22 protein-coding genes are annotated in these 25,937 nt (G+C 69.4%); 16 read left to right on the top strand and 6 right to left on the bottom strand.

Annotated elements, in window-relative coordinates; all coding sequences use genetic code 11:
- The first annotated feature begins 65 nt into the window (after window positions 1-65).
- Together IG75_RS0105825 and IG75_RS0105820 are read left to right on the top strand one after the other, a co-directional pair.
- Window positions 66-632 (top strand): DUF2165 domain-containing protein, encoded by a 567-nt coding sequence (locus IG75_RS0105825; RefSeq protein ID WP_210436757.1) that lies wholly within the window; start codon window positions 66-68, stop codon window positions 630-632.
- Window positions 633-733: 101 nt separating this feature from the next.
- Entirely contained in the window at window positions 734-1,822 is a 1,089-nt protein-coding gene (locus tag IG75_RS0105820) for a methyltransferase (protein ID WP_030520120.1), read from the top strand.
- 34 nt (window positions 1,823-1,856) lie between these two features.
- Here IG75_RS0105820 and IG75_RS0105815 read toward each other — a convergent pair whose 3' ends face one another.
- Window positions 1,857-2,366: a CGNR zinc finger domain-containing protein gene (locus tag IG75_RS0105815; protein ID WP_030520119.1), complete on the bottom strand. Its 510-nt coding sequence runs from the start codon at window positions 2,364-2,366 to the stop codon at window positions 1,857-1,859.
- A gap of 25 nt (window positions 2,367-2,391) precedes the next feature.
- Between IG75_RS0105815 and IG75_RS39685 the strand changes: the two genes are divergently transcribed.
- A complete protein-coding gene (locus tag IG75_RS39685; RefSeq protein ID WP_168165609.1) occupies window positions 2,392-2,556 on the top strand; it encodes a hypothetical protein in 165 nt (54 codons plus the stop codon).
- 152 nt (window positions 2,557-2,708) lie between these two features.
- Window positions 2,709-3,353: an HhH-GDP family DNA glycosylase gene (locus IG75_RS0105805; protein WP_030520117.1), complete on the top strand. Its 645-nt coding sequence runs from the start codon at window positions 2,709-2,711 to the stop codon at window positions 3,351-3,353.
- 62 nt (window positions 3,354-3,415) lie between these two features.
- Here the strand turns inward: IG75_RS0105805 and IG75_RS0105800 are convergent, their stop codons facing one another.
- Complete coding sequence (locus IG75_RS0105800) at window positions 3,416-4,948, bottom strand: FAD-dependent oxidoreductase (protein ID WP_030520116.1); 1,533 nt, start codon at window positions 4,946-4,948, stop codon at window positions 3,416-3,418.
- A gap of 160 nt (window positions 4,949-5,108) precedes the next feature.
- Here IG75_RS0105800 and IG75_RS0105790 point away from each other — a divergent pair, with 160 nt between their 5' ends.
- Both IG75_RS0105790 and IG75_RS0105785 read left to right on the top strand, forming a co-directional pair.
- Window positions 5,109-5,849: an SCO6745 family protein gene (locus IG75_RS0105790; protein WP_030520115.1), complete on the top strand. Its 741-nt coding sequence runs from the start codon at window positions 5,109-5,111 to the stop codon at window positions 5,847-5,849.
- 268 nt (window positions 5,850-6,117) lie between these two features.
- Window positions 6,118-7,692 (top strand): MFS transporter, encoded by a 1,575-nt coding sequence (locus tag IG75_RS0105785; RefSeq protein WP_081876743.1) that lies wholly within the window; start codon window positions 6,118-6,120, stop codon window positions 7,690-7,692.
- A 113-nt stretch (window positions 7,693-7,805) separates the two neighbouring features.
- Here the strand turns inward: IG75_RS0105785 and IG75_RS0105780 are convergent, their stop codons facing one another.
- From IG75_RS0105780 to IG75_RS0105765, 4 genes are all read right to left on the bottom strand, one after another.
- Window positions 7,806-8,438 carry a VOC family protein gene (locus IG75_RS0105780; RefSeq protein ID WP_030520113.1) on the bottom strand — a complete coding sequence of 211 codons (633 nt, stop codon included), beginning with the start codon at window positions 8,436-8,438 and terminating at the stop codon, window positions 7,806-7,808.
- A 333-nt stretch (window positions 8,439-8,771) separates the two neighbouring features.
- Window positions 8,772-9,284: an OsmC family protein gene (locus IG75_RS0105775; RefSeq protein ID WP_030520112.1), complete on the bottom strand. Its 513-nt coding sequence runs from the start codon at window positions 9,282-9,284 to the stop codon at window positions 8,772-8,774.
- Between the two features lie 218 nt (window positions 9,285-9,502).
- Complete coding sequence (locus tag IG75_RS0105770) at window positions 9,503-14,968, bottom strand: ATP-binding protein (protein ID WP_030520111.1); 5,466 nt, start codon at window positions 14,966-14,968, stop codon at window positions 9,503-9,505.
- 446 nt (window positions 14,969-15,414) lie between these two features.
- On the bottom strand, window positions 15,415-16,137 hold the full coding sequence (locus tag IG75_RS0105765) for an IclR family transcriptional regulator (RefSeq protein WP_030520110.1): 723 nt from the start codon (window positions 16,135-16,137) through the stop codon (window positions 15,415-15,417).
- A gap of 128 nt (window positions 16,138-16,265) precedes the next feature.
- Here IG75_RS0105765 and IG75_RS0105760 point away from each other — a divergent pair, with 128 nt between their 5' ends.
- The 10 genes from IG75_RS0105760 to IG75_RS0105715 all read left to right on the top strand — a co-directional run bounded on the left by IG75_RS0105760 (window position 16,266) and on the right by IG75_RS0105715 (window position 25,896).
- On the top strand, window positions 16,266-16,712 hold the full coding sequence (locus IG75_RS0105760) for a nuclear transport factor 2 family protein (protein ID WP_030520109.1): 447 nt from the start codon (window positions 16,266-16,268) through the stop codon (window positions 16,710-16,712).
- A gap of 50 nt (window positions 16,713-16,762) precedes the next feature.
- Entirely contained in the window at window positions 16,763-17,599 is an 837-nt protein-coding gene (locus tag IG75_RS0105755; protein WP_030520108.1) for an SDR family NAD(P)-dependent oxidoreductase, read from the top strand.
- The gene (locus tag IG75_RS40130) at window positions 17,592-18,374 is read left to right on the top strand and encodes an SDR family NAD(P)-dependent oxidoreductase (RefSeq protein ID WP_030520107.1); all 783 of its coding nucleotides are present in this window, start codon (window positions 17,592-17,594) and stop codon (window positions 18,372-18,374) included. The genes IG75_RS0105755 and IG75_RS40130 overlap by 8 nt, the downstream gene beginning before the upstream one ends.
- Complete coding sequence (locus IG75_RS0105745) at window positions 18,374-19,813, top strand: FAD-dependent oxidoreductase (RefSeq protein WP_030520106.1); 1,440 nt, start codon at window positions 18,374-18,376, stop codon at window positions 19,811-19,813. Before IG75_RS40130 ends, IG75_RS0105745 begins: the two co-directional genes overlap by 1 nt.
- Before the next feature lie 19 nt (window positions 19,814-19,832).
- Window positions 19,833-21,149, top strand: a complete 1,317-nt coding sequence (locus IG75_RS0105740) for an MFS transporter (RefSeq protein WP_051714393.1) — start codon at window positions 19,833-19,835, stop codon at window positions 21,147-21,149.
- A 95-nt stretch (window positions 21,150-21,244) separates the two neighbouring features.
- A complete protein-coding gene (locus tag IG75_RS0105735) occupies window positions 21,245-22,441 on the top strand; it encodes a homogentisate 1,2-dioxygenase (RefSeq protein WP_030520104.1) in 1,197 nt (398 codons plus the stop codon).
- Entirely contained in the window at window positions 22,438-23,301 is an 864-nt protein-coding gene (locus IG75_RS0105730) for a hypothetical protein (protein WP_030520103.1), read from the top strand. Before IG75_RS0105735 ends, IG75_RS0105730 begins: the two co-directional genes overlap by 4 nt.
- Window positions 23,298-24,482, top strand: coding sequence for a fumarylacetoacetase (fahA, locus tag IG75_RS0105725; protein WP_030520102.1), 1,185 nt, complete (start codon window positions 23,298-23,300; stop codon window positions 24,480-24,482). Before IG75_RS0105730 ends, fahA begins: the two co-directional genes overlap by 4 nt.
- Entirely contained in the window at window positions 24,479-25,237 is a 759-nt protein-coding gene (locus IG75_RS0105720) for a CoA transferase subunit A (RefSeq protein WP_030520101.1), read from the top strand. The genes fahA and IG75_RS0105720 overlap by 4 nt, the downstream gene beginning before the upstream one ends.
- Window positions 25,234-25,896 carry a CoA transferase subunit B gene (locus IG75_RS0105715; RefSeq protein ID WP_030520100.1) on the top strand — a complete coding sequence of 221 codons (663 nt, stop codon included), beginning with the start codon at window positions 25,234-25,236 and terminating at the stop codon, window positions 25,894-25,896. Before IG75_RS0105720 ends, IG75_RS0105715 begins: the two co-directional genes overlap by 4 nt.
- Window positions 25,897-25,937 lie beyond the last annotated feature (41 nt).

The following is a 25,937-nucleotide window of genomic DNA, read 5'->3' as shown; positions in this document are numbered from 1 at the left end:
CAGCCTCCCGGCCGGGGGAATCCACCGCGTTGTGACAGTGCGGCGGATCGGAAATGATCCCCCGTGTGTCAACCACAACGGATACGTCACTCGGCTCGGAGACCAAGCGCGGGAAGGGATTTCTGGATCTGGCAGGCAGCCGGCAGCTGGCTGTCGCCGTCCTCGCCACCATCACCGGCTTCTACTACCTGCTCGTCGCGATAACGAACTGCACCGATACCGATACCAACCGCCGGGGTGTCGCCGCGGTGCTGTCGATGGAACAGACCATTCACAACGCCGGCACCGACTGGCGGGCGATCGGCAACGAGACCGTCGCGCTCGTCGCCTACGTCCTTATCGTCGGCTGGGAATTCCTCATCGCGTTCGTCCTGCTCGCGGCGGCCGTCGTGTGGGTGCGCGCCCTGCGCGGACGGGTGGGAGCGACAGCTACCGCCGCGAAACTTTCCGGCCTGGGCTGGACGCTGGCCGTCCTGCTGTTCGCGGGTGGCTTCCTGACCATCGGCGGTGAATGGTTCCGGATGTGGGCCAACGAGGATGTGAACGCCTCGTCGGCCGCGCTGCAGAATTTCCTGATCGCCGGGGTGGGCCTGATTCTGGTGCACCTGCCGCGGTCGGCGGAGGCCGGCTGACGGTCGGCGGCATAGGTCCGACACGACCGCCGCGTTATCCGGGGGGCGCCCACGAGAGGTCGTAGTCTCAGCGCATACACCCGCTACGAGAGGGAGGCGTCATGCTCTTCGATCGACCGAAGACACCGCAGCCGGCGGTTGTGCGCGTGGTGGGACGGGTCCGCGACGGATTGGGCGGGCTCTACCGGCGGCTGGTTCCCCCACATTTCGCCCTCCTCGAGTTGGTCGCCGGGGACTGGCTGTCCCAAGCGATCCACACGGCCGCCGCCCTGGATATCGCGGGTGCGCTCGCCGCCGGTCCGCGCGACGGCACCGACCTCGCGCGGGCGGTCGGCGCGGACCCCGATGCGTTGCGGCGGTTGCTGCGCCTGCTGACTTCGCACGGTATCTTCGCCCGCCGCCGCGACGGTCGTTACACGCTCACACCCATGGCTCAGGCGTTGCGTACCGACGCGCCTGTCTCGCTGCGGGACGCGGTGCTGTTCTACGGTGGCGTGACACATCGCGACCACTGGAATCATCTGGTGGACGTGGTGCGCACCGGTCGGCCGGCGGTCCCTGCCCGCGCCTTCTTCGATCTCATCCGCTCCGACCGTGCGCTCGGCGATTTGTTCGATCGCGCGATGTCCGATATCGATGGCCTCGGGCAGAATGCAGTGCTGGCGGCGCACGACTTCACCCGCTACCGCACGGTCGTCGATATCGGCGGTGGTCGCGGCGCCCTGCTGTCGGAGATACTGCGCCGCGCGCCGGGTTGCGCCGGAGTGCTGTTCGATCTACCCGAGGTGGTGGCCGATACGGCGGAACTGTGGGCCCGGGCCGGGGCGGTCGACCGGTGCACCACGGTCGGGGGGTCGTTCTTCGACGCCGTCCCCGAGGGTGGCGATGCCTATGTGCTCAAGCACATCCTGCACGACTGGCCCGCCGAACAGGCGGGGCAGATTCTGCGGACGGTACGCGCGGCGATGGCCCCCACGGCCCGGCTACTGGTGATCGAACTCCTGCTCCCGCACCGGCATCGCCCGCATCCGGGCAACTACGTCGATCTCGAGATGCTGGTACACACCGGCGGGCGGGAACGCACCGAATCCGAATATCGTGACCTGCTCGCCGGAGCCGGGTTCGCGCTGATCTCCTGCACACCCACGCTGTCGATGGAGAACGTGCTCGAAGCCGTCCCGGTGCCGTGACACCCGGGCCACGGCCTGGTGTGCCGGAAGCGGGTCACCCCGCCCGGCGGGCGGACCTGGCCCGGTGCCTTGCCACATTCACCCGGTTGGCGCACCGTTCGGAGCAGAAGCGGCGCCGTCCGTTGCGGGAGATGTCGACGAACACCCGCGGGCATTCCGCCCGTCGGCACTGCCCGATCCGGTCGGGCGCGGCGCAGTACAGTTCGGCCAGCCCCGCGGCGGTATAGGCCTTCACGCGTTCCTCGATCGGCGCGTCCTCGGCGGCGTAGTGCAGATGCGGGGCGCGTCCGTCGTGGGTCGAGATGTAGGGGCGGCTCGTGGTCTCGGCCAGCAGCGCGTTGATCGGCTCGACCCCGGGTGCGCGGAACACCGTGTCGAGCCGGCGGGTCCAGCGGAGTAGTTCGGCCGCCTGCCGGGAACTCACCGTCCCGATCGGTGTGTAACCGGCCTCGGCCAGCAGTGCGGCCAGATCCTGATCCGGTGGCGCGTTCACGAGCCTGGCCGCCAGGTCGGCCGCGGCGCCGCCGTAAGGGTTGAAATGCATAGAACCATTACAGCAGACTCGGGTCATGACCATCACCTGCTCCGCGTGCTCCTGGCCCGAACCCGCCCTGATCTCCGAACACGGTGCGGTCCGCTACTGGCGCTGCGTATGCGGTCAGTGGCTGGTGAGCGAAGCGGATGCGGTCACCGCATCACCCGGCGGCAGCGACCTGGCGGGTGTGCAGGGTTGACGGCTCGCACGCTGTCCGGCAACCGGGCTGTTCACCGTGAGAGCAGGGCGCCGCTGGATCGTGCCGCGACCGGCCCGGGCGGGGAGCGGACCGGCGGAAGTGTGTGGGCGCGCGGGTCGCGGGTACCCGCGCGGCAGAGACGAGGAGGAGTGATGAGCCACCGAAACGTTGTGCGCGCCCTACTCGACCGAGCGGGCACCACCTACGCCGCCGAAGCCGGGATCAGGCTGGACGACAAACCGGCCCCGCTGTTCCAGCTGCTCGTGCTGACCGATCTGCTCAGCGCCCGCATCTCGGCCGATATCGCGATCTCCGCCACAGCGGAGCTGATGAACAGCGGTTACCGCACCGCCCGGAAGATGGCGGACGCGGACTGGCAGGACCTGGTTGATGCGCTCGGGCGCGGGCACTATCGCCGCTATGACGAGAGCACCGCCTCTCAGCTGGGCGCCGCCGCCACCACGGCCGTCGAGAAATACGACGGTGACCTGCGCAAGCTCGCCGACGAAGCCGATCACGACACCGGCCGGGCAGCGGAGCTGATCCAGGAGTTCAAGGGAATCGGCCCGGCGGGTGGCGATATCTTCCTGCGCGAGGTGCAGGATGTGTGGACCTGGGCGCGCCCCTATTTCGACGAACGGGCCGTGCGCGGGGCCGCCAAGGTCGGGTTGCCCACCGATCGAGCGGAACTCGCTCGCCTGGCGCCGCGCGATCGGTCCGCCGAATTCGCCGCGGCGCTGGTGCGGATCGGCATCGATGACGACGCGGCGAACGACGTGCGTTCGGCGACCGGCTGACCTCCCGCGGCGCGCACCGGCGGCCACCCCCGGCGGCTACTTTCGGTCTCCACCCTCGACGGTCAGTCCTCACCCGCGTCGTGCGATTCCAGGGGTCTGGTCGCCGGGCCTTCCAGGACCTTGCCGTCGATATCGAAGCGCGATCCGTGGCAGGGGCAGTCCCAGCTGGTTTCGGCATCGTTGAAGGCCACGAGACAACCCAGATGGGTGCATACCGCCGATACCGAGTGCAGCCGCCCGTCGTGGTCGCGATAGACGGCGCTGCGGCGCCCGGACCTGCGCATCACCGCTCCGTTTCCCGGGGCGAGGTCCGCGGCGGAGTCGACGAAGGTATGCGGGCGGAGCCGGTCGCCGACGAGATGGCGGCCCACCTCCAACCCGGACGTCAGCAGGCTCCCGGCCTCGACCTTCGGATGCAGGCGGCGCGGGTCGTAGATCTTCGCCCAGGGAGTCGGTTCGCCGGCGAGTTCGGCGGCCAGCAGGCGCCCGCCCATGATCCCGTGGGTCATCCCCCAGCCGCCGAAACCGGTGGATACGTATACGTGCCGGGCGCCGGGATGGAAGCGGCCGATATAGGGCATCCCGTCGGAGGTGGTGTTGTCCTGGGCGCCCCAGTGGTAGGCGAGGGAGTCCACCGGGAAATGGTCGCGAGCCCACTGTGCCAGCAGGTCGAACCGGTCCGTGGTCGAGGCCGTGCCCGGCCGTAGATGCTCGCCGGTGATGATGAGCAGCCGCCGGTCCGCGCCGTACGGAGCGGTGCGCACCGAGCGGGTGTTGTTCTCCGGCGTGATGTACATACCCCGCGGGTCGTGCTCGGCGGCGATCACGCCGGCGACGGCCAGCTCGCGCCGGGGCTGCAGCCTGGCGAAGAGCAGTGCTCGATCGAAGACCGGGTAGTGGGTGGCGACCACGACGTCGCGCGCGCGGACCACGGCGCCGGACTCGGTCGTCAACCGGCAGGGGTTGCCCTCGTCGAGGGCGACGACCCGCGTGCGTTCGAAGATGCGGCCGCCACGCGCGATCAGGGCCTCGGCCAGGCCGAGCAGGTAGCGCCGCGGATGGAATTGGATCTGGTCCGCCACACGGACGGCCGCCGCCACCGGAAAAGGCAGACCGGTCTCGGTGACCAGGGTGGCCGGCAGCCCCGCGTGCCGCGCGGCATCGACCTCGGCGCGGATCTGGTCGATCCGTTTCTCCTCGGTGACATAGGTGTAGGCGGGTGCCCGTTCCAGTTCACAGTCGATACCCAGTTCTGCGGCCGTGCGGTCGAGATGCTCGACCGCGTCCTGCTGCGAGCGGGCGTACAGGCGCGCGGTCTCCTCGTCGAACGAAGAACGCAACATGTCGTAGACCAGCGTGTGCTGGGCGCTCACCTTCGCCGTGGTGTAGCCGGTGGTTCCGCCGACTATCCGGTCGGCCTCGAGTATTACGACCGAACGCCCGGTGGCCGCGATCTCCCAGGCGCTGCAGATCCCCGCGATGCCCGCGCCGACCACCGCGACATCTGCCTCGACATCGCCGGTCAGCGGCGGATACGACGTCGGCCCGGTGGAATCGATCCAATACGACTCGGCTGTTCCGATGGGTGAGTTCACGGCGCGCGGATACCCCGAACCCGGCCGGCCACACCCGGCACCGCGCGCCGAGTATCGGCCGGTCGGCGGTCCGGGCGCGGCAGTGCGGTGCGCGCGGCTTCCGTACGGCGTAAAAGGTGGATACGGTGGGGCGGATATCCGGGCAGTGGAAGGAACGAAGATGTCGGTCGGCGCCACGGTGAACGCACATATCCAGCAACTCGGCGGTGGTTTCATGTTTTCGAGGGAGGCCCGGGAGTACGCCGCCGAAACCGGTGTGGACGAATTCTTCGGTCCCTATACGCGCGGCCGCGGGGGTGTGCTCGGTGAGGTGGACGCCGAGGTGGTGACCGCGGCGTTCGGGTTCTTTCCGGCCCACTCGATCCGCGCGGCATGGGAGTCGGTCCCGATGCCCGCCGCGAAGGCCGCTCACCGGTACGCGCTGGCCTGTCAGGACTTCGGCCGCCGGAAGCTCGCATCCTTCGACGAGGCGCCGCGCCTGGCCGAACTGCTGGATGCCGTTGTCGCGGCGGCGGATCCGGCCGGACTCCCGTTGTTCGCGGGGTGGCGCGCCGTACCCCTGCCCGGTGACGCGCCCGGCCGCGTCATGCAGCTCGCCCACCTTCTGCGCGAACTGCGCGGCGGACTGCACCTTCTCGCCGTGCGGGCCGCCGGGATCACCCCACTGCAGGCCGTGCTGATCTCCGGGTCGCCCCTCAACGACGGCCCCGGCCAGGCCCGCTGGTACGGGTGGCCCGAACCGTTCGAGGAGATCTCCGCCGAGATCCGCGCCGCCTGGCAGCGTGCGGAATCGATCACCGACGACCTCATCGCCCCCGCGTTCGCGGTCCTCGGCGACGACGCGGGAACCGAACTCACCCGCCTGGTCGCCGCTGCCCACACCGCAACCTTCGCCCGCTGAGGCCGGCCGGTCGCGACGCCCGGCACCCGACGCCGCGGGACCCGCCACCTGCTCTCGGCGCTCTTCCCGCCGGTGACGGTACCCACGGCCGTGGCGGGGTACGTTGTCCCTGCCCGTGGCGCCCGAGCAGGTCCCGGCCGGCGCGGAAACCACGGGCCGGCGTCGCCGAGCCGCAGGTCACCGCGCATCTGCGTCGCCGAGTCCGATGGCCCGCGAGTGCGTAGCGCATCGGATGTCTGCGTCACCTGTGAGAAAGACACCGCACGATATGAGTCAGTCCGAGTCGGCTATCCGCGACGATTCCCGAACCGCCCCTACGCCGGCCATTGCCGATTCCGGGCCACGCAGCCGCTGGTGGGTGCTGGCCGTGGTCTGTGTCGGCACGATGATGACCTTCGTCAATGTCTCGTCGACCATCGGCGGCCTGGCGATCATCCAGTCCGATCTGCATGCCGGTTCCGCGGCCGCGGTATGGATCAGTAGCGCCTACAGCCTGGTGGTGGCCAGTCTCGTACTCGGTGCCGGAACCCTGGCCGACCTCGTCGGCCGCCGGCTCGTCTTCGCCACCGGCGCAATCCTCTTCGCGGTGGGAAGCGCCACCGCGTTCGCGTCGCACAGTACGTCGGCGCTGATCGCCGCGCAGGTGGTCATGGGCGTGGGCGGGGCGATGGTGCTGCCCGCCGGTCTGGCCATCGTCAGCCACGCCTTCGCCGATCACGAACGCACCGAGGCGATCAGTATCTGGGCCGGCAGCTCAGGTCTCGGGCTGGCCGTCGGCCCACTCGTCGCCGGTGCCCTGCTGGACACCTTCTCCTGGCACTCGATCTACATGATCAATGTGGTGCTCGGGGCGATCGCTGTGCTCGGTGCTGTCACCCTCGTCGCCGAGAGCCGCCAGCCCGGCCGCACCCTCGACCCCGTCGGTATCGCGCTGGGCACGCTCGCGGTGGGCGCCCTGACCTACGCGGTGATCGAGGGTGGCGCCTCGGGATACACCGCCGGCCATATCCTGGTGGCGTACGCCGTACTGGCGGTCTCCCTGGTGGGCTTCGTCTGGTACGAGGCGCGCCATCCCGATCCGATGCTCGATGTCACGCTGTTCCGGTCGGCGTCCTTCAGTGCGGTGATGGCCGGCGCCGCCATCACGATGTTCGCGTTCACCGGGACCGCCCTGGTCACCGTGCTCTATCTCCAGCACGTACAGGAGACCACCCCGCTCGGCGCGGGAATTCGCCTGCTGGTGATGTTCGTACCGTTCATCCTCGTCAGTGCCCTCGCCGGTCGTCTCGTGCATCGCACCGGCTTCAAAACGATGCTCACTCTGGGCCTGCTCGTCATGGCCGCCGGGGTCTTCGCCTTGCTGGCCGCCCCGCCCGAGCCCGGGTTCGCACGGGTCTGGCCGGGCCTGCTGCTGGTGGGGATCGGCAGCGGGATGCTCGTGGCGCCGTCCACCGCGGCCGCCGTCATCAGTGTTCCGCTGCACCAGGCCGGTATGGCCAGTGCCGCGGTCAATATGTTCCGCCAGGTCGGTAACGTCCTGGGCGCCAGCATTCTCGGCACCATCCTGACCACGCGGTTCGCCACCGAGCTCGCCGGTGATCTGCACCGGCAGAACCTTCCCGACGAGACCGTCGGCAAGATTGTCGAGGCCGCCGGCGAAGGCGATTCGTCGACCGCCTCGCTGCCCGCCGCCCTCGCCGACCGGATCACGGCCGCGGTGCACGAGGCATTCACCTCCGCCGACCATCTCGCGCTCACCGCCGCCGGTGCCGTCCTGCTCGTCACCGCCTTGCCCGTGCTCGCCTTCGTCCGGCAGCGACCGGCGCATATCGCCGCCGACTGAGCTTCGACGAAGGCCGCCGGCATCGGGGTCCACCGCACCGGATGCCGCGGCGCCGAACCCATTCCGCGCGCCGCTACCGGTGGAATCCGCGGCCGTCGCGAGCCTCTTCGGGCTCACCCGGCTGTGGACTCCCAGACGAAGCCGTCGGGATCGGTGAACGAACCAGCGGTGCCGGCGATGACGATACGGTGCGAACCGTCCCCGTCCGGGGAGACGCCGGCGTCCTTCGCCGCGGCGCGGCGTCCGTAGAGTGCCAGCTTCACCGGCGAGTCGGGGGTCGCGAATTCCACGTACTTGCCACCGAAGCTCTTGGCCACCGTCAGGCCGCGTTCGACATAGAACCGCTTGCCGGCCTTGACGTCGCCGACCCCGAGCAGCAGCACGACCTCGTCGATGTCGCGGGTGACCGGCCCGGTGTCCTTCTTCTGCGAGGTCGTGATCTTCCAGATCGCGCCATCGGGTGCCCGGAGGACACCTCCGTAGCCCCAGAAGCTCTTCGCGGCCGGCTTCAGGGTGGTGAAGCCGGCGCCGAGCGCGCTGTCGACCAGACTGTCCACGTTCCCGGGTTGCGACACCACCAGGGAAAGGATGTAGCCGCGGAATCCGTTCGTGGGGTCTTGTCCGGCGCGGAAGTCCAGCCCGGCACCGAGGCCGAAGGCGGCGGCGTAGGTGGCTCGGGCGGCATCGGGGTCGGGAACCTCGAGGTGGACGGTGAGGGCAGTGGTGGTGTGTGTCGAAGCGTTCATGCTGCTCACGCTAATTCCGGGCCGGTCACCTGCGCTTCTCGATTCCTGATCAGTGCGCTCCGGTGGACTGTGACGGTTATTGCAGTGCATGGAACTCGTCGGGCCGCGCACCGTCCGGGCCCGCCGGATGCGGGCCGCCCACGAGTCTCCCGCCTGGGTGGCCGAGGTCGTCGATCGGGCACCACCCGGATCGACGAGCTGCACACCCACGTGCGGAGCAAGCGGTGCTGTCCGGTGCTCGGAGCAGGCGACGAGTCCTTACCGTGGTCGGGGCCGGTACCTCCCTGGAGGACGCTGTGGTCTACTCGCCGATACCCCGAGCACATGTACGACTCAGTCGGTTACGAGAGTGGTGACCACGGGGGTCACGCCGGTGGTCAGGTCCAGGACCGGGCAGTGCGCCTCGACCGCGGTCTGAAGTTCGGCGTAGCGCTCGGCGGTCTCCGGTCCGGCGATCCGCACCCGCACTCGCACGGCCTGGAACCCGGCGCGCACCCGGTCGTCGAGACCGAAGAAGCCGCGCACGTCCAGGTCGCCTTCCGCCTCGACGGACAGGTCGTCGACCACGAGGCCCAGTCGCTGGGCCCAGAACCGGTAGGTGACGATATGGCAGGAGATCAACGCGCCGAGATAGACCTCGACCGGATTGGCGGCGGTGTCGTCGCCACCGAGCGCCGGTGGTTCGTCCACCGGGAAGCGGTGTGCGCCCGCGGTGATCGTGCTGCCCACCGCGCCTTGTGGGGCGCCCGCGGCCCGGAAGAGCACCGTGGCGGCGGCGGGGTTCTCCCGTACGGCCTTCGCGGTGGCGTCGGTGATGTCGTTGAGCGCTGTGGTGCCGGTGGTCATGGTCGCCGACGGTAGGTCCGGCGCGGGCGGTCGGCCAGGATTGTGCTCGCGCTGAGGCCAATCCGTGCCGGACCGCGCCGGGCACCGGGGCGCGCAGCAGAACGGCCGCTGCCACAGGGCAACGGCCGCGGGGGTACGAAAGCACATCGGGTGCCCCGCCGCGAAAGCGGGGCACCCGATGCTCGGTGGGATGCCGTTCGAGGACGACCGGCCGGAAATCAGCCCGCCAGATGTGCCTCGATGGCCTCGATGATGCGCGGACGCAGTTCGGCGGCCCGGATGACGGCGTCGACCGAGCCGACCTCTACCGCGCGGTGGATATCGTGCACGCGGTCGAACTCGGCGGCGACCTCACCGAGTTTCTCGGTGCGGACCGTGGACCGCAGCTCGTCGAGTTCGGCGGTGAGGGTGGCGCGGTCGGTGCCGGAGGCGTTCGCGGCGCGGGCCTCCAGATCCCGGACCCGCGGGTCCGACGCGGTCCGCTTGTCCACCTCGCCGGCGAAGACGACCGCGGCGGCGGGTGCGCCACCGAGCACCGAGGCGAAGGACCCCTCCAGCGCGAGCACGGTCATATTCGGGTTCAGCGTCTTGGAGAACACGACGAACGCGCCGCCGTGGTACCGCGAGATCACGGTGAACACGATGGGGCCCTCGAAGTTGACGATCGCGCGGCCGATCTCGGCGCCGTACTCGAGCTGCAGTTTGCGCATCGATTCCGGGGAACCGTCGAAGCCGGACAGATTCGCCAGCACCACCAGCGGCCGGTTGCCGCTGGCCGCGTTGATCGCCCGCGCGGCCTTTTTCGACGACCGCGGGAACAGGGTGCCCGCGGTGTAGGTGTCCGGGCCGTCGGTGGCCGGGAAACCGCGCCGCGGTACGCCCCGCGACTCGATACCCAGCAGGCACACCGGGATTCCGCCCAGATGTGCGTCCTGGACCACCGAGGTCTCGGCATCGGCCATCCCCGCCCACCGTTCCAGCACCTCGTGGTCCTGGTCGGCCACCGCCCGCATGACCGTGCGGATATCGAACGGCTTCTTACGGTCCGGGTTGGCCGTGGCGGAGAAGATCTCACCGACCGTGGTGAAACTGCTGTCCGCCATGACATGCGGGAAACCGGAGATGTCCCGATCCACCGGGTCGGTGGTCGGCGCCCGGCGCGGCCCCTTCTCACCGGGGACGACATAGGTGTGATCGTAGTGCGACATCAGCACGGCCCGGGCGGCGTGCAGGTTCGGCGCCCAGTACTGGGCCTGCCCGTTCGGGCCCATGACCCGGTCGTAGCCGCCGATCCCGAAGTTGTCCTCGGCCGAGACGCCGCCGGAGAAGTCCAGGGCCTGCTTACCGGTGAGGACCATGGCCGAATCCGGGGTCATCACCAGGATGCCCTTGGTGTGCATCAGCATGGTGGCTTCGGCGTTCCAGTACGGCTGGGCGCCGACATTGATCCCCGCGACCACGATATTGATCTCGCCGCCGTCCTGGGTGAACTCGACGATGCGCTTGAGTGCCGCCGCCACCCAGTCCATGTTCTCGGTGCCCGAGGTCATCGAGATCCGGGCGCCCGAGGACAGCGCGTACCACTCCAGCGGGACCTGCAACTTCTCGGCCAGATCCAGCGCGGCGATCACCCGGCGGCATTCCGGCTCCGACAGCGCGCCCAGCGATTTGGTGGGATCGCCGAGGAGCGCCACCCGGGTGACACCCTCGGGGTGCCGCTCGGTCACGGTGGTCACCACACCCGCCACCATCGCCGCGGTGTTGCGGCCCTTGGGCCGGTCGACCGGCACCAGCGTGTGGTCGGTGTCGAGGTCGTATTCGGTGAATTCACCGAGCAGGCCGGTGAGCTCGTACGGGTACACCGTGTTGCGGCTGCTGGCGCGCAGCACCTTCTGCCGGTAGGCGTCCAGCGGCTCGACCGGATCGTCGGACCGCTCGCCGACGGTCAGTTCGGTGCCGCCGGTGGCGTCGAAGGAGATCCGCAGGGCCAGCTTCACCAGATCACCGGTCCGGGCGTCGCGCTGACGCGCGATGAGCAGAATCTCCTCCAGGCCCGCACCCGTGGTCGTGGGGCGCACCCGCTCGACGATCGCCTCCAGTTCGCCGCGGGTGATATCGATCGGCGGCCAGACGTACATCACGATCCGGTTGGTCTGCAGCCGTTTGGACGACGGCCGCCCCGCCTGCGCGCGGCGGATGGAGTCCAGGCAGGTGGCGATGGTGCTCTCGGCCGTCGGCAGGGTGACCAGCCGGCCGTCGTGGTCGCGCAGCGCGGTCAGGTCCCGGACCTGGGCGAACGCGACGAGGCGCTCATCGGCCGGGTTCTCCTTGGCGACACACCGGAACAGGTACACCTCCTCGTTGTCCGAGGACGGCAGCTGGGTCAGGTCGAACTTGTGCAGCCGCTTCATCTGCATCCGCTGCGCGATATAGGGGTGCAGACCGCGGATGAGACGTTCCTCGTCGAGGCCGGTCGCCGACGGACGGAACGTGAAGTGGTAGTGCATGACCGCGTTGTCGCTACCCGCGACGGTGGCGGTGATCCGGTGTACCTGGTTGGACACCGGCTGTGCGTTGAGCACCTCCTGCAGTGCCGACGCCATGGCATCGAAGTCCTCGGGCTGGTTCTCCCAGGACAGGTAGATATCGGCCTCGATGGAGGCGGAGCCGGTCGACAGTTCGGCCAGTCCGGCCACCACCCGGGGGAGGGAGTCGAAGCTGACGGCGGCCGATACCAGGCTCACGCCCTTGCGTTCGGCGACGACGAAGGTATAGTCGCCGGCGTCGCGGGTGCGGACGTCGGTGAGGTCCTTGTTGCCGTAGTAGCGGCGGGTCAGCACCTCCAGCATGACGGTGTTGTCCGCGGAGCCGCGCGAGAGCCGCTGGCCCAGCAGGCGCACCAGAGGTTCGGTGGCGCTCACCATCTCGGCGATCCGCGCGGTCCGGTCGGACGCCTGCGGATGCGCGTCCAGATAGCTGAGGTGCTTGCGCGCGTCGGTGTAGACGCGGGCCCGGTTGCGGCGCAGCACCGGCTGCCCGTACCAGGCGAAGACCAGGCCGCGGGTGAGATCCGCGATCACCGGGAACCGCACCTGGGTCGCGGCGACGAGCCGCTCCAGCGCCAGGCCGACGGGTTCGCGCAGCACCCGGTCCGGCATCGGCTCGTTCAGCCATTCGCGCAGCAGTGCCGAGACGACCTCGACCGTATCGGCGGGCCGCTGCTGGGCCAGGAAGATCCGGAACACCGCGGCCTCGAGGTCGGACGTACGGTCCAGCTCGGTGACGCCGTAGTGCCCGAGCGCCTGGGCGAGCTTCGCGCGGTAGGACTCCGGGAGGCCGGCCCGCTCGACGTCCAGGCTCTGCAGATAGGTGTGGAAGTACTCGCGGGCACTGTGGACGTGACCCGGGGTGGGATCGTCCTCCCAGGACCGATTGTGGCTCAGTTCGGCCAGGTCGGCGAAGACCTGCACCAGTTCGAGCTCCTCGGCCAGCGGCCGGCGATTATCCGCCACGGCCGCGCGCCGGGCCGCGAGGTACTCGTCGAGAACCCGGCGGTCGTCGTGCGGGTCGACATCGAAGCCCAGCAGCAGACTGCGCAGATCCTGCTGGCCGCGGACCATCCGCTGGTGCGGCTGCGGGTCCGATTCGGCGGGCAGATCCAGTTCGACCGTGGCGGTCGCGGTGTCGGCCTCGGCCTCGTCACCCTCGTCGGCGAGCGGTTCCAGCCGCAGCAGCGGTGCCCCGGTTTCCACCTGGGTGCCGACCGAGACATTGCATTCCTTGAGCCGGGCCCGGAACGGCGCCCGCAGCACCGTTTCCATCTTCATGCTCTCCAGCACCAGTACCGGTGCGCCGGCCTCGACCTCGGCGCCGACCTCCAGCGGGGTGGCCACGACCAGCGCGGGCGCGGGGGAGCGGACGACGCCGCCCTCGTCCCGGCTGACCCGGTGGGTCACACCGTCGACGTCGACGAGGTGCACCGGCCCGTGGGTGCCGGTGATCAGGCGGTAGCGGACGCCGTTGACCACGAGCTGGCCGGTGTGCTGATCGAAACGTTCGAGATCGACGTCGGCGGTGCGGATATCGGTGCCCGCCTCGATACCGACCCGGAACCGGTGCGCGCCGATCCGGGCCACCCGGACCCGGTAGCCCGCACCGCGCAACTTCAGGTCGAGCGGACGTCCACTGTCGTGCTGCACCTGGGGACGGCCACCAGAGGCGGTGGACAGCAGCCGGTGCTGTTCGACCTGCTCCTCCTCCTCGTAGGCGTCGATGGCGGCGGCGGCCAAGGCGATGGCGGAGTGCCGGTGGGAGATGAGCCGGCCCTCACCGCGTACCCGGTCGATCCAGCCGGTGTCGGCGCTGCCGTCGATGACCTCCGGCTGATCCAGCAGGTCGAGGACGAAACTCTTGTTGGTCGCGCCGCCCTCGATGATCACCCGGGTTTCGATGACCGCCCGGCGCAACCGGCCCAGCGCCTCGTCGCGGTTGCGGCCGTAGGCGATGATCTTGGCGATCATCGAATCGAAATCGGCGGGGATGGTGTCGCCCTCGCTGACACCGGTATCCACGCGGATACCCGGGCCGGCCGGCAGGTCCAGATGCGCGATCCGGCCGGGGGACGGGGCGAAGTCGCGGTCGGGGTCCTCGGCATTGAGCCGGGCCTCGATGGCGTGCCCGCGTTCGGCCGGCGGTTCGCCCTCGAGCCGGCCGCCGGAGGCCACGTGCAGCTGCGCGCGAACCAGGTCGAAACCGGTGGTGATCTCGGTGATCGGGTGCTCGACCTGCAGGCGGGTGTTGACCTCGAGGAAGGCGAACAGCTGGTCGCCCGGGTGGTAGAGGAATTCGACGGTCGCCGCGCCGCGGTACCCGACCGCGACCGCCAGCCGCTCGGCCGACGCCTTGAGCTCGGCCGCCTGCTCGGGCCGCAGCACCGGCGAGGCCGATTCCTCGATGACCTTCTGGTTGCGCCGCTGCACCGAGCAGTCGCGTACACCGAGCGCCCAGGCGGTGCCCTGGCCGTCCGCGATCACCTGGACCTCGACGTGGCGGGCGCCGGTGACCAGCCGCTCCAGGAATACGATGCCGCTGCCGAAGGCGCGGGCCGCCTCCTGGCTGGTGCGCTCGTAGGCATCGACGAGCTCGGCCTCGTTGTTGATCACGCGGATACCGCGGCCGCCGCCGCCCGCGGTCGCCTTCAGCATCAGCGGGTAGCCGATCTCGGCCGCGGCCGCTGCGGCGGCTTCCACCGTCTCGACCGCGCCGCGGCTCCAGGGCGCCACCGGCACGCCGACCTCTTCGGCGATCAGTTTCGCGCCGATCTTGTCGCCGAGTTTGCGCATGGCGTCGGGGCTCGGGCCGATGAAGGTGACGCCGATCTGCTCGCACAGTTCGGCGAACGCCGGGTCTTCGGCGACGAATCCCCAACCCACCCAGGCGGCGTCGGCGCCGGTCGCCAGCAGCGCGCGCTCGAGGGCCTTGAGGTCGAGGTAGGGGCGGGCCGCGGCGGGGCCGAGGTCGTAGGCGATATCGGCTTCCCGGACGAAGGTCGCGTTCCGGTCGACATCGGTGTGCAGCGCGATGGTCTGGATCGGCTGCCCGGTTTCGGCCGCCAGATCCCGGACGGCGTGGACAAGGCGCATCGCCGCCTCTCCCCGGTTCACGATGGCGATACGACTGAACACTATCCCTGGCTCCTTCGTCTGTGGGGCACGGTCACGGATGAGCCGTTTTCGGCTCGGCTCTGCGTAGTGTGCACCCGCGGGACCACTATGTGCACAGCGTGCGGGTGCTACTCGCCCGTATTTTCGGCGGGCGGGTGGATCGGCCGGGTCGTGAGTGACCGAGTGATCCGGAGAACACTTACCCGAAAGACATGTCGCAATCCACCGACACGGCGCTACAGTCACCGATCGTTGAATTGAGCGGAGGCTGTCCGCGGACGACCTCGGCGGCGACTTCGCGCAGGTGACAGGGTGTGAGCGTTCCGGCGCGCGCTCCTTTTTCCGATCCGGCGGCGGCCGCGGGCTCCCGCCCGGCCGCGGCCCGTGTGCGGTGAACACCTCCCGGGCGCGGGCACCGGATGACCCGGCAGCGCGGCATAGCGGGTCGTTCCGGGCCGGCGCCGGGTTCAGTGCAGCAGCGTGCCCAGTTGCCGGGCCGCTTCGCGGACCGCGATCGCGAGGGCCGGCTCGTCGTCGACCTCGAAGACGGAGATGCCGATGGTGGCTTCCGGTTCGCCACGGCGGCGGGGTACGAGCGCCGAGATACCGAACATGGTCGCCACGACCTCGCCGCGAGTGAGGGCGTAGCCCCGGTCGCGCGCGGTCTCGACCTCGGGGCGTTCGCCGGGAACCGCCGGCAGTGCGGCCAGCATCGCCAGGCCCGCCGAGCCGCGGTCGATGGGATGGATCTGACCCGGCCGGAAGGCCACATGGACCTGTGCGTTGCGTGGTTCGACCACCAGCAGCGCGCGGACCTCCGTCTCGTTCTCGCGGAGTACCAGGTGGACGGTGGCGCGGGTGCGGTCGGCGAGTTCCTCCATCACCGGCCGCGCGACCGTGCGCAGATCCTGTTCGACCGGCTCGGCGAGGGTGACCAGACCCGCGCCCAGGGTGACGCGCCGGGTGTCGTCGCGGCGGCACAGGCGGTGGGCTTCCAGGGTGCGGACCAGCCGGTGCGCGACGGTCCGGTGCACGCCGACGGTATCGGCGAGATCGGTGATCGACAGCCCGTGTGGATGTCGGGCCAGGGCCTCCAGGATCTCGAGCCCGTGGTGAAGCGTTTTCGACATTCCCGAGTCGAGCTGGACCCCGGCGGCGCGTTCGCTTCCGGTGGCGGTGCTGTGGTTCATCACGTCCTTCTTGACTTTTGTGAGTGGCGACACCTAGCCTTCACTCATATCGCACAGTGCGTGCGATTATCGCACACCGAGCCGGTGGGGGCAAGCGGAGGCTCTGCGATCACGTCGAGGAGAATTCGATGACCACGGTTTCGATCGGCGACCTGCCCGATCCGGCGACGGTCGCCGCGGTCCACCAGCTGTACGGCTTCCAGAGCCACCACATCGACAACGGCCGGGCCGCCGACTGGGCGGCCACCTTCACACCGGCCGGTGAGTTCCACTCACCGAGCTATCCCGAGCCGGTCACGGGGACCGCGGCGCTCACCGAGTTCGCGCGCGCGTTCCACGCAGCGGCCCGGGCGGCGGACGAGGTACATCGGCACGTCGTCACGAATATCGCGATCCGGCGACTGGACTCCTCGACCGTCGAGGTCGGCGCCTACCTGCAGATCGTGGCCACCCCGCGCGGCGGGGCCGCGCGCCTGGTGCGGATGACCACGCTGGAGGACCGCCTCGAACTCACCGGCGACCGCTGGTCGGTCGCCCACCGGCGCGTCTGCCGCGACGACGCGCCACCGCGGTAGGCCGCGGCGCGACCCCGCACGGATTTCCACACGATTTCGGAGGACAACAGATGAGCACCACCACCGAGCAGCTCAACCCCGGGCGCACGGACGCGGCACCGATGACCGCGCACTACCCGGAGATGGCCGGCAAGGTCGCCGTGGTCACCGGGGCGGCCCAGGGGATGGGCGCGGTATTCGCGGCAGGCCTGGCCACCCGAGGGGTGTCGGTGGTCGCCGCCGATATCAACGAAGATCAGGTCGTCGCGACCGCGCGGGGGATCGGGTCCGAGCTCGCCGCGCATTCGCTCGCCGCCGAACCGGGACGCGTGGTCGGGATGCGCGCGGATGTGACCGTCCCCGCCGATCACGAGAGACTCGCCGAGCGTGCCGTCGCGGAATTTGGGCGAATCGATTTCTGGATCAACAACGCCGGTATCTTCCCGTTCGCGCTCGCCGAGGACATCTCGTCCGAGCAGATCGGCGCGACCCTGAAGGTGAACGTCGAAGGCGTGCTCTACGGCGCCCAGGCCGCGGCCCGGCACATGGCGCCCGGCGGCGCCATCGTGAACATGTCCTCGGTCTCGGCGCTACGAGTGCGCAAGGGGCGCGGCGCCTACTGCACGTCGAAAGCCGCGGTGGCGCATATGACCGAATCGCTCGCCGTCGAACTCGGTGACAAAGGAATCCGCGTCAACTCCATCGCACCCGGCTATATCGACACCGCGATGACCCGCTGGGTGCAGGACGATCCCGCGGCCCTCGCGCACGCGCTCGAGGTCGTCCCGCTGCACCGGCTCGGCTCTCCCGAGGAAGTGTTCGGCCCACTGCTGTTCCTGCTGTCCGACAGTGCCCGTTACGTCACCGGGCACAGCATCGCCGTCGACGGTGGGTCCCGCCATGTCTGACCGGCCGACCTATCCCGGCGTGGTCCTGGTCACCGGCGCCGCCGCGGGCATGGGCGCCGCCCATGCCCGGGCGCTGGGCGCGCTCGGCAGCCATGTATGCCTGGCCGACGTCGCCGACACCGAAGAGCTGGCGGCGGAGATCGTCGCCGCCGGCGGGTCCGCCAGCACCCACCGCCTCGATGTCGCGGACCGGGAGGACTGGACCCGGGTGGTGGACGAGATCGGTTCCCGGCGCGGCGGACTCGGCGGGCTGGTGAACAACGCGGGTATCTCGCGGCGGCTCGAGTTCATGGACACCCCGGACGAGATCTGGGACCGGACCCTACGGATCAACCTGTTCGGCCCGTTCTACGGAATGCAGGCCGTGGCACCGCTCATGCGGGATTCCGGCGGCGGTTCCATCGTCAACATCTCCTCCGTCTCCGGGCAGATCGGCTACTTCTCGCCGGCTTATTCCGCCAGCAAATGGGGGCTGACCGGGTTGTCGAAATCGGCGGCCGGTGGCCTGGCGAAATGGAATATCCGGGTCAATTCCGTCCATCCCGGTCTGGTGGGTACGGCGCTGGTGAGCGGCTCGGGCGCGTTCGTGGAGTCGTCGCTGCGGTCCATCCCGATGGGCCGGATGGGTGCGCCGCAGGAGATCACCGACGCCGTCCTGCACCTGCTGTCGGACCGGTCCAGCTATATGACCGGCAGCGAGGTCACCGTCGACGGCGGCCTGGTTTCCAACGGTCTGTACCACCGCATCGTCGCGGAGACCGAGGGGAGCCTGTAGTGGACGACGCATTCGATGTCATCGTGATCGGTGGCGGCGGGGCCGGGCTGGCCGCGGCGGTCTCGGCCGCCGAGGACGGCGCCTCGGTGCTGCTGTTCGAATCGGAACGGGAACTGGGTGGTTCCACCCAGCTGTCCGCGGGCCTGTTCACCGCGGCCGGCACCAGTGTGCAGCGTGCGCTGGGGATCGAGGACTCGGCGGAGAAGTTCTTCCAGCACTACATGGATCTCAACCAGTGGGTGCTGCGCCCGGGCCTGATCCACACCTTCTGCGAGCAGGCCGCGCCGACGCTCGAATGGCTCATCGGCCTAGGAGTCGAGATTCCCGCCGTGGAATCCGGTAACGCCCACCAGCCAGGTCTGGCCCGGGCGGGCGTCGAGGATGTCTGGCGGGCGCATGTCCCCAAGGATCAGGGCTACGGCCTGGTCCAGGTCCTGGACCGGGCACGTCGTGGGCACGGTGTCGAGGTGGTGCTCAACACCCGGGTGGAAGAACTCCTGGTCACCGACGGCCGGGTCACCGGGGTGGTGGCCGACGGTATCGAGGTGCGCGGCGGAGCCGTGGTCGTGGCCACCGGCGGATTCGCCCAGGACCCCGGCTTCGTGGACCGTTACTTCCCGGCGGCTCGTGCGGCAGGCGAGGCATTGTTCGTCGTCGCGGCACCGGGCAGCCGGGGCGACCATCTTCGCTTCGGCGCCCAGGTCGAGGCCGCCCTGGCCGGGCACGAGTGGGGTCTGCTCATGCCGACCGTGTACTTCCAGCGACACCACCACTGGCAATCGGGTTTCCCGCCGCCGTCGCGGCTGTACGTCAACCGGGACGGCCGGCGATTCATGGACGAGGACGCGCCCTACGCGGTATCCACCGGGATCCTCGACCAGCAGGGCGGCTCCGCCTGGATGATCTTCGACGAGAAGGCACGGGTGGGGCTCCCGGCCGGTTACACCGATTGGACCCCCGAGCGGGTCGCCGAGGAGGCCGCGGCCGGGCGCACCGCCCGGGCCGATACCTGGGACGAACTCGCCGCGGCCATCGAGGTTCCGGCCGCGACGTTGAAAGCCGGTGTCGACCGGTGGAACGCCCAGTTGCCGGCCGGCGCCGACGATGATTTCCGTCGCCACGTCTCGCTGGCCGCCAAGCACAGCGATACCCGGCTCGAACCGATCACCGAGGGACCGTTCTACGCGGCCGAGATCCTGCCCGCCGAACTCGTCTGCACCCATACGGGTCTCGAGATCAATTCCGATACTGCCGTCCTCGACGCCACCGGACGTCCCGTTCCGGGACTCTTCGCGGCGGGCGAGGCCGGAGGCGGGGTCCTCGGACTCCGCTATGTGGGCGGCGGCAACGCCGTCGCCAACGCATTGACTATGGGGCGCATCGCCGGTCGCGCGGCCGCGGCCGAGTCGCACTCTCGCACGAAAGCACAAGGTAACTGACATGTTGGGACACGAGCTGATGCCCAAAGAAGCGCACCGCTCCGATTCGGCCGCCGGTGGCTCCGCGGGCCAGTCGTCGGTGAAGGTGGTCCGCGCGGCCATCGTCGGTACCGTTGTCGAGTACTACGACTTCGGTATCTACGGGTACATGGCGACCGTGGTCGCCACCCTGTTCTTCGTCTCGGAGAACGAAACGGCGGCGCTGCTGGGCACCTTCGCGGCGTTCGCGGTGGCGTTCTTCCTGCGGGTGCCCGGCGGGATCTTCTTCGGCCATATCGGTGACCGGTACGGCCGCAAGAGCGCGCTGTCGTGGACCATCCTGCTGATGGTGGTCGCCACGGTGCTGATGGGGTTGATGCCGACCTACGTCACGCTGGGCGTCTGGGCCACCGCGGCCCTGGTGCTGGCCCGGTGCCTGCAGGGTTTCGCCGCCGGCGGCGAACTCGGCGGTGCCAATGCCTTCGTCTCCGAATCGGCGCCGCGGCGCTGGCGCGCGACCCAGACCTCGATGGTCAACTCGGGCACCTATCTCGGGTCCCTCGTCGCCTCGCTGGTCGCGCTCGCCCTCACCTCGATCTTCTCCGAGGAGACAATTCTGGCGTGGGCGTGGCGTATTCCTTTCCTGCTCAGCGTGGTCATCGGTGTCGTCGGTATCTGGATCCGCAACCATATGGAGGACACCCCGCAGTTCGAGGAACTCGCCGAAAAGGGTGAGACGAAGAAACTGCCGGTGATGGAACTGCTGCGCACCTCCGGCGGCGCCGTGGTCAAGATTGTCTTCCTGGGTGCGCTCATCACCGGTGGTTACTACATCGCCTCGGTGTACGCGGCGACCTACCTGCAGACCGCGGGCGGTCATTCCTCGACGCTGGCATTCCTGTCCACCTCGCTGGCACTGGTGCTGGGTGTGATCACGCTGCCGATCGCGGGCTACCTCGCCGACACCTATGGGCGCAAACCGGTACTGCTGTGGGGCAGCGTCGCCGCGGCCCTGCTCGGCGTTCCGATGTTCGTGCTGATGGCCGGGGCGGGCGCCTGGCAGGCGGTGGTCGGCCAGTCGGTGCTGTTCATCTGTGTCTCGGTCGTCAACGGTGCCTCGTATGTGACCTACGTGGAGATGCTGAAGGCCTCGGTCCGCTACAGCGGTCTGGCGCTGGGCAACAACATCACCAATATGCTGCTCGGCGGGACCGCGCCGTTCATCGCGACCTGGCTCATCGACGTGACCGGCAATTCGCTGGCGCCCGCGGGCTACTTCGTGTTCTGCGCGCTGCTCACGCTGGGCACGGTCTTCTTCGTCGAGGAGACCAAGGGCATCGAACTGCGGGTGGACTGAGCGCGTCGCCGCCGCGGGCCGGCCGAGGTCACTCGCGGCGGCACCGTGCGCCCACCGTTCCCCGATCCACATCCGTTTCCACGAGGAGGCAGGTCATGGCGTACTACCGCCAACTCGGCAACGTTCCGCCGAAACGCCACACCCAGCACCGCGACGACAGCGGCCGGCTCTACTACGAGGAGTTGATGGGGGAGGAGGGTTTCTCCTCGGATTCGTCGCTGCTCTATCACCGCGGGATCCCGTCGGCGATCTCCGGCGCCGAGGTGTGGGAGGTCCCCGACCAGACCACCACGCCCAACCATCCCCTGAAACCTCGGCACCTGAAATTGCCCACGCTGTTCCCGGCCGGAACCTGGGCGGATACCGATGTGGTCACCGGCCGCCGGCTGCTGCTCGGCAATGCCGATGTGCGGATCTCCTATGTGGTCGCGGCGAAGGAGTCGCCGCTGTACCGCAACGCCCTCGGTGACGAGATCGTCTATGTCGAATCCGGTGCGGCGCGGGTGGAAACAGTGTTCGGCGCCCTGGCGGCGCGGCCGGGCGATTATGTCGTGATCCCGACCTCCACCACCCACCGCTGGATTCCGCAGGGCGACGAACCGCTGCGCGCCTACGCGATCGAGTCGAGCAGCCATATCGTGCCGCCCAAGCGGTACCTTTCGCGGTTCGGGCAGCTGCTGGAGAACGCACCCTATTGCGAGCGCGACCTGCACGGCCCCCGCGACGTCCTGCTCGCCGAGGGCGTCGAGGTCGAGGTACTGGTCAAACACCGCACCTCCCGTGGCATCGTCGGCACCCGCATGGTGTACCCGCGGCACCCGTTCGATGTGGTCGGCTGGGACGGGTGCCTGTATCCGTACACGTTCAATATCGACGACTTCGAGCCGATCACCGGCCGTGTCCATCAGCCGCCGCCGGTGCACCAGGCGTTCGAGGGAACCGGGTTCGTGGTGTGCAATTTCGTCCCGCGCAAGGTCGATTACCATCCGCTGGCCGTCCCGGTGCCGTACTACCACTCCAATGTCGACTCCGACGAGGTCATGTTCTACTGCGGCGGGAACTATGAGGCGCGCAAGGGTTCTGGTATCGGACTCGGGTCGGTGTCGGTGCATCCGGGTGGGCACGCGCACGGGCCGCAGCCCGGCGGTATGGAACGTTCGCTCGGTCTCGAATCCGTCGCGGAGACCGCGGTCATGGTCGACACCTTCGCCCCGTTGGAACTGGGCGAGGGCGCGCTCGCGTGCGAGGACCCCGAGTACGCGTGGTCGTGGCTGGGGGAGGTGAGCGCGTGATCCCCGCTCTGCTGCGTGGGCTGTGTGACGACGCGGCGCTCTTCCCACCCGGGAACGCGTCGCTGCCCGCCGCGCTGGCCGCGCACTCGCGCTATCGGGCCAGTGTTTTCGCCGCGCTCGTCGGACCGTTGATCTTCCCCATCCCGCGGCTCGCCGAACTGGCGCCACGAGCACCCGGATCGTTGCCCGTGGTGTTCACCGCCCCGGAGGGGCCGGAGACCGTTGCTCCGGCGCTGGAGCAGGCGGCCGCGATCGACGGGCTGACGGTGACGGGTCTGGAGATCGCTGCCCCGGCGCGGCTGTCCGCGACGGAATTCTTCGCGGCGCTCGAACCGATCGGCGGCCGGATCGCGGGTCTCGAGGTGTACGTCGAGGTGCCGCGGGACGACCGGCGGCCGGACTTCCTGGAGCGGCTGGCCGGCTCGCCCTACGCGGCGAAGTTCCGCACCGGCGGCATCGTTGCCGCGGCGTATCCGGACGAGCGGGAACTCGCGGCGGCACTACGGTCGGCCGTCGCCGCCGGGGTCCCGTTCAAGGCGACCGCCGGGCTGCACCACGCCGTCCGCAATACCGATCCCACCACCGGGTTCGAACAACACGGCTTTCTCAACCTGCTGCTCGCGGCCCACCTGGCTCTCGCCGGTGCCGATACCGGTGCGCTCGAGGCAGTGCTGGCGAACCGGAACGGCGCCGCGATCGCCGCCGAGCTGGCCGCGCTGTCGGAAGCCGAGGAGAAAGCTGTGCGGGGTGCCTTCCGCTCGTTCGGAACCTGCAGTATCCACGACCCCCTCACCGAACTGGTGGATCTGAACCTGCTTCCGGCCGCCCTGCGGCCCGTCTCCGAAAGATCAGCGTCATGACCGTCATCGATATCCCCGCCGATTCCCCCTTCGGGCTCGACAATCTGCCCTACGGCGTCTTCTCCACCCCCGGCACCGCGCCGCGCGTCGGTGTCCGGGTCGCGGATACGGTCGTCGATCTGGTCGCCGCCCTGGGGGACAAGGTGTTCGCGCGTCCGTCGCTCAACGATTTCATGGCCCTCGGCCCCCAGCGGTGGGCAGCCGCCCGTACCCGGATCACCGAACTGGTCCGGGGCGAGGTGCCCGCGGACGCCGTGCTCGCGCTCGCCGATGTCACGATGCATCTGCCCATCGAGGTCGCCGACTACGTGGACTTCTATGCCTCCGAACAGCACGCCACCAATCTGGGCAGACTGTTCCGGCCCGATTCGGCGCCGTTGATGCCGAACTGGAAACACCTCCCGGTCGGCTACCACGGGCGGTCGAGCACGGTGCTCGTATCCGGCACCGATATCGTCCGCCCCTGCGGGCAGCGCAAATCGCCCGCCGAGCAGGTCCCGAGCTTCGGCCCGTCCCGGCGGCTGGATATCGAGGCCGAACTGGGATTCGTCGTCGGGGTGCCGTCCGCGCCGGGCACCGTGATCACGCCGGACGAATTCGCCGAGCACGTCTTCGGCGCGGTGGTGGTCAACGACTGGTCCGCCCGCGATATCCAGGCCTGGGAGTACGTGCCGCTCGGACCGTTCCTCGGGAAGAGTTTCGCGACCTCGATCTCGCCCTGGGTGGTGCCGCTGGCCGCCCTGGAAGCGGCGCGGATCGACACCCCGGTCCAGGACCCCGAGCCGCTGCCTTACCTGCGCGGTGCGGAGAAATGGGGGCTGGATATCGCCCTCACCGTCGAATGGAACGGGCAACTGGTCTCCCGGCCGCCCTACGCCCAGATGTACTGGTCGCCCGCGCAGATGCTCGCCCACACCACGATCAACGGCGCCGCGGCACGTACCGGTGACCTGTTCGCCTCCGGCACCGTCTCCGGCGACCACAAAGATCAGCGCGGCGCCTTCATCGAGCTCACCTGGGGCGGGGCCGAACCGATCGAGGTCAACGGTGAGGCCAGGACCTTCCTCGAGGACGGCGACGAGATCGCCATCGCGGCCACCGCCCCCGGGCCCGGGAGCGCCCGGATCGGTTTCGGTGAAGTGCGTGCCCGGATCCTGCCCGCCACGCAGGCGCACCGATGAGCGCGAAGGTGGCGGCGTCGGCCGCCGCGGCCGTTGCCGATATCGCCGACGGCGCGACGCTGGCGGTCGGCGGTTTCGGGCTCTGCGGTATCCCGGACGCATTGATCGCCGCGATCGCCGCGGGTCCTGCGACCGGTTTCGAGGTCTACTCGAACAACTGCGGGGTCGACGACTACGGCCTCGGAATCCTGCTCTCCGCCAAACGGATCGCGCGGGTGACGGCGTCCTATGTGGGAGAGAACAAGGAATTCGCCCGGCAGTATCTCGCGGGCGAACTCGAGGTGGAGCTGACCCCGCAGGGCACGCTGGCCGAACGCCTGCGGGCCGGCGGCGCGGGCATCCCCGCCTTCTACACCCCGGCCGGGGTGGGCACGCCGATCAGCGAGGGCGGTCTGCCCTGGCGGTACCGGGCCGACGGCTCGGTGGCGGTGGCGTCCCCGCCCAAAGAGGTGCGGGAATTCCACGGTAGGCGCTACGTCCTGGAAGAAGGGATCCTCGCCGATTTCGCGCTGGTGCACGCCGTCGTCGGCGATACCGAGGGCAACCTGGTGTTCGACAAGACCGCGATGAATTTCAATCCGCTCGCCGCGATGGCCGGGAAGGTGACCATCGCCCAGGTGGAACGACTCGTCGAACCCGGCGAGCTGGATCCCTCGCAGATCCATCTGCCCGGTGTATTCGTCCAGCGCATCGTCCGCACCGGGCCGCAGGACAAACGGATCGAGAAACGGACAGTCCAGGAGGCGTCGGTATGAGTTGGACCCGGCAGCAGATGGCGCGACGGGCCGCGGCCGAGATGCGTCCCGGTGAATATGTGAACCTGGGCATCGGCCTGCCGACCCTGATCCCGAACTATCTCCCGCCGGAGGTGCGGGTCGTCCTGCACTCGGAGAACGGCATCCTCGGCACCGGGCCCTATCCCACCGCGGACGCGGTCGATCCCGACCTGATCAACGCGGGTAAGGAAACCGTGACGGTCAACGCCGGTGCGGCGTTCTTCGATTCGGCGCTGTCGTTCGGCATGATCCGCGGCGGGCACATCGATACCGCCGTCCTCGGCGGTATGCAGGTCTCGCGCACCGGTGATCTCGCGAACTGGATGGTGCCGGGCAAGATGGTCAAGGGCATGGGTGGTGCCATGGACCTCGTGCACGGCGCCCGCCGCGTCATCGTCGTCATGGAGCACACCGATCGCACCGGCGGCGCCAAGATCGTCGAGAAGTGCACCCTGCCGCTGACCGGGCAGGGCGTGGTGCACCGGATCATCACCGATCTCGCCGTCATCGATAGAGAGGACGGCACCCTGGTGCTGCGCGAACTCGCACCGGAAGTGCGGGTGGAGCAGGTGCGGGCGGCGACCGGTACCGATCTCGCCGTCGACCTCCTCGCTACCGGCGCCAGGAGCGCGCGGTAACGGTCTGCGTAGGTGGCCGGCCGGGGAGGGCCGGTGGGTGC

This window comes from Nocardia rhamnosiphila NBRC 108938 (genome assembly GCF_000720425.1).
Lineage (GTDB): Bacteria > Actinomycetota > Actinomycetes > Mycobacteriales > Mycobacteriaceae > Nocardia > Nocardia rhamnosiphila.
This window is presented reverse-complemented; position numbering and strand designations above follow the sequence as displayed.